The sequence below is a fragment of the uncultured Agrococcus sp. genome, assembly GCF_945915485.1.
Lineage (GTDB): Bacteria > Actinomycetota > Actinomycetes > Actinomycetales > Microbacteriaceae > Agrococcus.
This window is the reverse complement of the sequence record NZ_CAMEFJ010000126.1, coordinates 1-4,841: the sequence shown is the minus strand read 5'-3', so window position 1 is coordinate 4,841 and position 4,841 is coordinate 1. Positions and strand designations below refer to the sequence as shown.

The following is a 4,841-nucleotide window of genomic DNA, read 5'->3' as shown; positions in this document are numbered from 1 at the left end:
GGGTCTGGTGCAGGAAGAGGTGACATCAAATGTGGCTAGTTGAGAGTGCTGGCCTGGAAGGATGTCATCATGCCCAAGCCGTTTCCCAAGGAGTTCCGCGACGACGTGATTCGCGTCGCGGAGAACCGTGATCCGGACGTGACGCTCGCGCAGATCGCGAAAGACTTCGGTGTCCATGTCGGCACGCTCGATAAGTGGATGCGGCAAGCCCGTATCGAGGCTGGTGAGCAGCCTGGCGAGACGGAGCAGGAGTCGGCTGAGTTGCGTGAGCTCCGTAAGCGCAATCGCCTCCTTGAGCAGGAAGTCGAGATCCTGCGTCGTGCGACCGCGTATCTATCGCAGGCGCATCTGCCGGGAAAAGGCTCTACCCGCTCGTGAGCGAGCTCGCCGCGGACGGCATCCCCGTCGTGGTGTCGTGCCGGGTGCTGCAGCTCGCTCGCCAGCCTTACTACCGGTGGTTGCGGAACCCCGTCACCAGGCGGGAGTTGAAGGAGGCGTATCGCGCGAACGCATTGTTCGACGCTCACCGTGACGACCCTGAGTTCGGGTATCGACTCCTCGCCGACGAAGCCCGCAATGAGGGCGAACCTATGGCTGATCGCACGGCATGGCGGATCACGTCCTCGAACGGCTGGTGGAGCGTGTTCGGGAAGAAACGCAGCAAGAACGGCAAGAAGCCAGGCCCCGCCGTGCATGACGATCTCTGCGTCGTCATCGACGAGCACGGGCGTGAGCGTCACCAGTTCACAGCTTCCCGGCCGAACCAGCTCTGGCTGACCGACATCACGGAACACAACACCGGTGACGGCAAGCTCTACCTCTGCGCTGTCAAGGACGCGTTCAGCGGCCGGATCGTGGGCTACTCCATCGATTCGCGCATGAAGGCATCGCTCGCGGTCCGCGCCATTCGCAACGCTGTCAGAATGCGCGGGAGGATCAACGGTTGCATCGTCCATTCGGATCGTGGATCGCAATTTCGAAGCCGGAAACTCCGCCGCGAACTCGCCCAGCACAACCTCGTCGGCTCGATGGGGAGAGTCGCGTCCTGCGGCGACAACGCAGCCATGGAATCGTTCTTCAGCCTGCTGCAGAAGAACGTCCTGAACCGACGCGCCTGGGCATCACGAGATGACCTGCGGATCGCAATCGTGACCTGGATCGAGCGCACCTACCACCGCAGGCGCCGCCAAATCCGCCTGGGCCGTTTGACGCCCATCGAGTTCGAGACCATCATGAATGAAGAACTGGCCCTCGCGGCCTAACCAGAACTGTCACCAGTTCCTGCACCAGACCCGATTCTGCGGCTCTCCCTTTAGATGTAGCTAGTCGCGGCGATGGGCAGCGCTAGGGCTGCTTCGACGTGAAAGTGACATTCGCTGTTGTCGGATTACAGAGCGAGGAAGTCGCCGCCGGCACAAACGCAGCTACGCCAAACCGGCCCTAGAGTTCGAGCAGTGAGCGGTCCGCTTCGTTCAATGACTCTCCGCCGGTTGCGGTGACGGCGACGATGTCCTCGATGCGCACGCCCAGTTCGCCCTCGATATAGATGCCGGGTTCGATGCTGAACGCCATACCCTCTTCGAGCACGGTCTCATCTCCCGCGACGAGGTACGGCGGCTCGTGCACATCGAGGCCGATGCCGTGGCCGGTGCGGTGAATGAAGTACTCACCGAACCCGGCCGATTCGATGACACCCCGCACGATGGCGTCGATCGAGGAGGCGGTCACACCCGGACGCACGGCGGCCAGACCCGCTCGATTCGCCTCCAGCACGATCGCATGGATCTCCTTCAGACGAGCGGATGCCGGCCCGAGGCTCCAGGTGCGCGTCATATCCGAGCAGTAGCCGTCGCGCGGGCCGCCGAAGTCGGTGAGCACGCCCATCCCGTCCTCGAGCACCGTATCGCCCGAATGGTGGTGCGGCATCGCCGCGTTCGCGCCCGCTGCGACGATGCTGAACGAGCCGGCGAGATCGTGACCGGTCGCTTCGAGGTGCGCGCGAAGATCCTGCTGCACCTCGAACTCTGTGCGGCCACGGAACTCGGTCGACGTCAGAAAGCGTCGATACGTCTCGTCGTCGGCGAGCGCTGCCGCCTTCAGCAGCGCCAGCTCCTCGGGTGATTTGCGCATCCGCAGCGGTACGAGAATGTCGTCGCCCGCCGTCCAGGAGATATCGCGATGCCGCATGAACTCGAGCGGGAACCGCATCGGTGTTCCCGCACCGACAGCGATGCGAGGCTTCGCGCCGAGCCCGAGACCGTCGAGCAATAGCTTGGCGGCGTCTTCACCATCCGACCACGTGATCAGTTCGATACCGGCTTCGGTGACGGGCACCATTGCGTCGGTCTCGAACCCCGGGGCGATCGCCCGCACCGTGCCGGTCGCGGTGATGCCGAGAGCGAGGAGCCGCTCACGGAGGGCGGGCTCGGCACCCGTGAGGTATGCGAAGTCCGTCGACGGTGTCAAGATCATCGCGTCGGCGTCTGCGTCGGCGAGTGCCTCGACCACGTTCGCGATGCGTGCCTGGAACGGGCTGTCGGATGTTCTTTGCTCACTCACGGTGCTCTCCTTACTATGCGGCGATTTGCCTGTTCAATGCCTCTTCTACGCGACTCGCCCACTCTTCGGGTGCATCTGCCGTGGGAGCCTCGGGCAGCACGCCCTTGCCGTCCGGATGCGGAATCGCGGCCAGCAGCGCACGCGTGTACGGGTGCACGGGGTCGCCCCACACGAGGGATGTCGGGCCCGATTCCACGACCGCGCCCCGGTACATGACCATCACGCGGTCGGCCATGAGACGCACGACCGACAGGTCGTGGCTGATGAAGAGCATCCCGGCGCCCGCTTCGAGGCACAGCTGCCGCATCATGCCCGCGACCGATGCCTGGCTGGAGGCGTCCAGCGCGGAGATGGGCTCGTCAGCCACGATGAGGTCGGGCTTTGCCGCCAGTGCGCGAGCGATGGCGACGCGCTGCCGTTGGCCGCCGGAGAACTGGTGCGGGTATCGCGAGACCATGTCTGCTTGCAGCCCGACGGCTTCCAGCCATGCTCCCGGCTCGTCCGATTCGAGGCCACGGGCGCGCGCTGCTCGCACGCCGTCGAGGATCTGCTCGCCCACCCGCTTGCGCGGGTTGAGCGACGAGTTCGGATCTTGGAAGACCATCTGGACGGCCGTGAACTCGGGCCTGCGACGACGTAGACCGAGCGTGGGAATTTCGTCGCCGCGGAACCGCACCGTGCCGTCGGCTGGGCGATCCATACCGACGATCGCTCTCGCGGTCGATGACTTTCCGCAGCCGGACTCGCCGACCAGCGCGAGCACCTCGCCGGGTCGAATGGTCATCGAGACGCCATCGACTGCGGTCAGGTGGCCGTAACGAACAACGAGGTCGTCGACTTGCAGCAGCTCGCTCACAGAACATCACTCTCCTGGGCGTCGGGCATGGCTTCCAGCAGCTCACGCGTGTACGGGTGCTGGGGCGCCGTGAACATTTGCTGGCGCGTGCCCGACTCGACGATCTGCCCGTGCCGCATGACGGCGACGTCGTCGGCGATCGAGCTCATGACGCCGAGGTCGTGGGTCACCAGCAGCACTGCGAGGTCGCGCTCCTGCACGAGGTCGCGCAGCAGATGGAGGATGCCCGCCTGCACCGTGACGTCCAGTGCTGTCGTCGGTTCGTCGGCTAGCAGCACCTCTGGGTCGCAGGCGAGTGCCATGGCGATCGCGATGCGCTGCCGTTGCCCACCCGAGAACTGGTGGGGATAGCGGCGCAGAGCGTGTTCCGGGTCCGGCACTCTCACTCGCGTGAGGAGCTCGACCGCCCGTTCGCGTGCCTCCTTGCGCTTCAGCTTCATGTGATGCCGCACGTGGTCGGTCAGCTGCGAGCCGATCGTGATCTGTGGGTGCAGGCTTGCCGAAGGGTCCTGGAAGATCATCGCAACGCGCATCCCGCGAATCCGGTTCAGCTCCCGCTGCCCGAGCCCGATGAGCTCCTGGTCGCCGAGCTTGACGGAGCCCGTTGCCTCCGCCGATTGCGGCAGCAGCCCGAGCACCGCCATCGCGGTCACGGTCTTGCCGGAGCCTGATTCACCGGCCAGGCCCTGGATCTTGCCCGCCGTCAGCTCGAGCGAAACACCACGGACGACCTCGCGGCGAGCGTGCTTCGGGCCGAGTTCGACGCTGAGGTCGTCGATGGTGAGCACGGCGCTCATCGGGCTGCCTCCTGGTCTTCGGTGCCTTCCGTGAGTGTCGGAACCGGGTCGGCTGCCGAATCCTCCGAGCCGACGACGGGGGCAGCGGCTCCGGCCCCCTGACGCTCTGCGGACGAGAGTGGATCCAGCACGTCTCGCAGCGAATCGCCGACGAAGTTGAACGCCATGACGATCGTCAGGATCGCGAGGCCGGGGAAGACGCCGAGCCACCAGGCGTCGATGTTCTGCATTGCCCCCGAGATCATCGAACCCCATTCGGGTGTCGGCGGTTGCGCACCGAGACCGAGGAAGGACAGGCCGGTCAAAAGCAGAATCGCCGTACCGATCTCGAGCGATGCGAGCACGAGCACAGGGCCCATGACGTTCGGCAGGATGTCGGTGCCGAGCGAGCGCCACGACGAGTAGCCCAGCATTCGTGAGGCGATCACGTAGTTCTGCGAACGCAGGCTGAGCACGAGCGACCGCGTTACACGGGCGTAGATCGGCCAGGTCACGATAATGCCGGCGAGCACCGCATTGAACAATGAAGGGCCGAGCGACGCGGCGATGACCATCGCCAGGATGACGGTCGGGAACGCCATGAACAGGTCGGTCAGGCGGCCGAGAATCTCGTCGACCCAGCCGCCGAC

5 protein-coding genes are annotated in these 4,841 nt (G+C 65.2%); 1 reads left to right on the top strand and 4 read right to left on the bottom strand.

The features are described from left to right. Positions 1 to 69: 69 nt before the first annotated feature. Positions 70 to 1,262 (top strand): IS3 family transposase gene (locus Q0O95_RS13115; RefSeq protein ID WP_293699508.1). Its coding sequence is split into 2 segments (ribosomal slippage): positions 70 to 354 and positions 357 to 1,262, totalling 1,191 coding nucleotides; the frame shifts between segments, so codons are not numbered across the junction. 178 nt (positions 1,263 to 1,440) lie between these two features. Here Q0O95_RS13115 and Q0O95_RS13110 read toward each other — a convergent pair. From Q0O95_RS13110 to Q0O95_RS13095, 4 genes are all read right to left on the bottom strand, one after another. Further along, positions 1,441 to 2,559, bottom strand: a complete 1,119-nt coding sequence (locus Q0O95_RS13110) for a Xaa-Pro peptidase family protein (RefSeq protein ID WP_293699507.1) — start codon at positions 2,557 to 2,559, stop codon at positions 1,441 to 1,443. A 13-nt stretch (positions 2,560 to 2,572) separates the two neighbouring features. Further along, on the bottom strand, positions 2,573 to 3,415 hold the full coding sequence (locus Q0O95_RS13105) for an ABC transporter ATP-binding protein (RefSeq protein WP_293699505.1): 843 nt from the start codon (positions 3,413 to 3,415) through the stop codon (positions 2,573 to 2,575). Beyond that, positions 3,412 to 4,212, bottom strand: a complete 801-nt coding sequence (locus Q0O95_RS13100; protein ID WP_293699503.1) for an ABC transporter ATP-binding protein — start codon at positions 4,210 to 4,212, stop codon at positions 3,412 to 3,414. The genes Q0O95_RS13105 and Q0O95_RS13100 overlap by 4 nt, the downstream gene beginning before the upstream one ends. Further along, the coding region (locus Q0O95_RS13095) for an ABC transporter permease (protein WP_293699501.1) at positions 4,209 to 4,841 on the bottom strand (633 nt) is incomplete at its 5' end. The genes Q0O95_RS13095 and Q0O95_RS13100, both read right to left, overlap by 4 nt.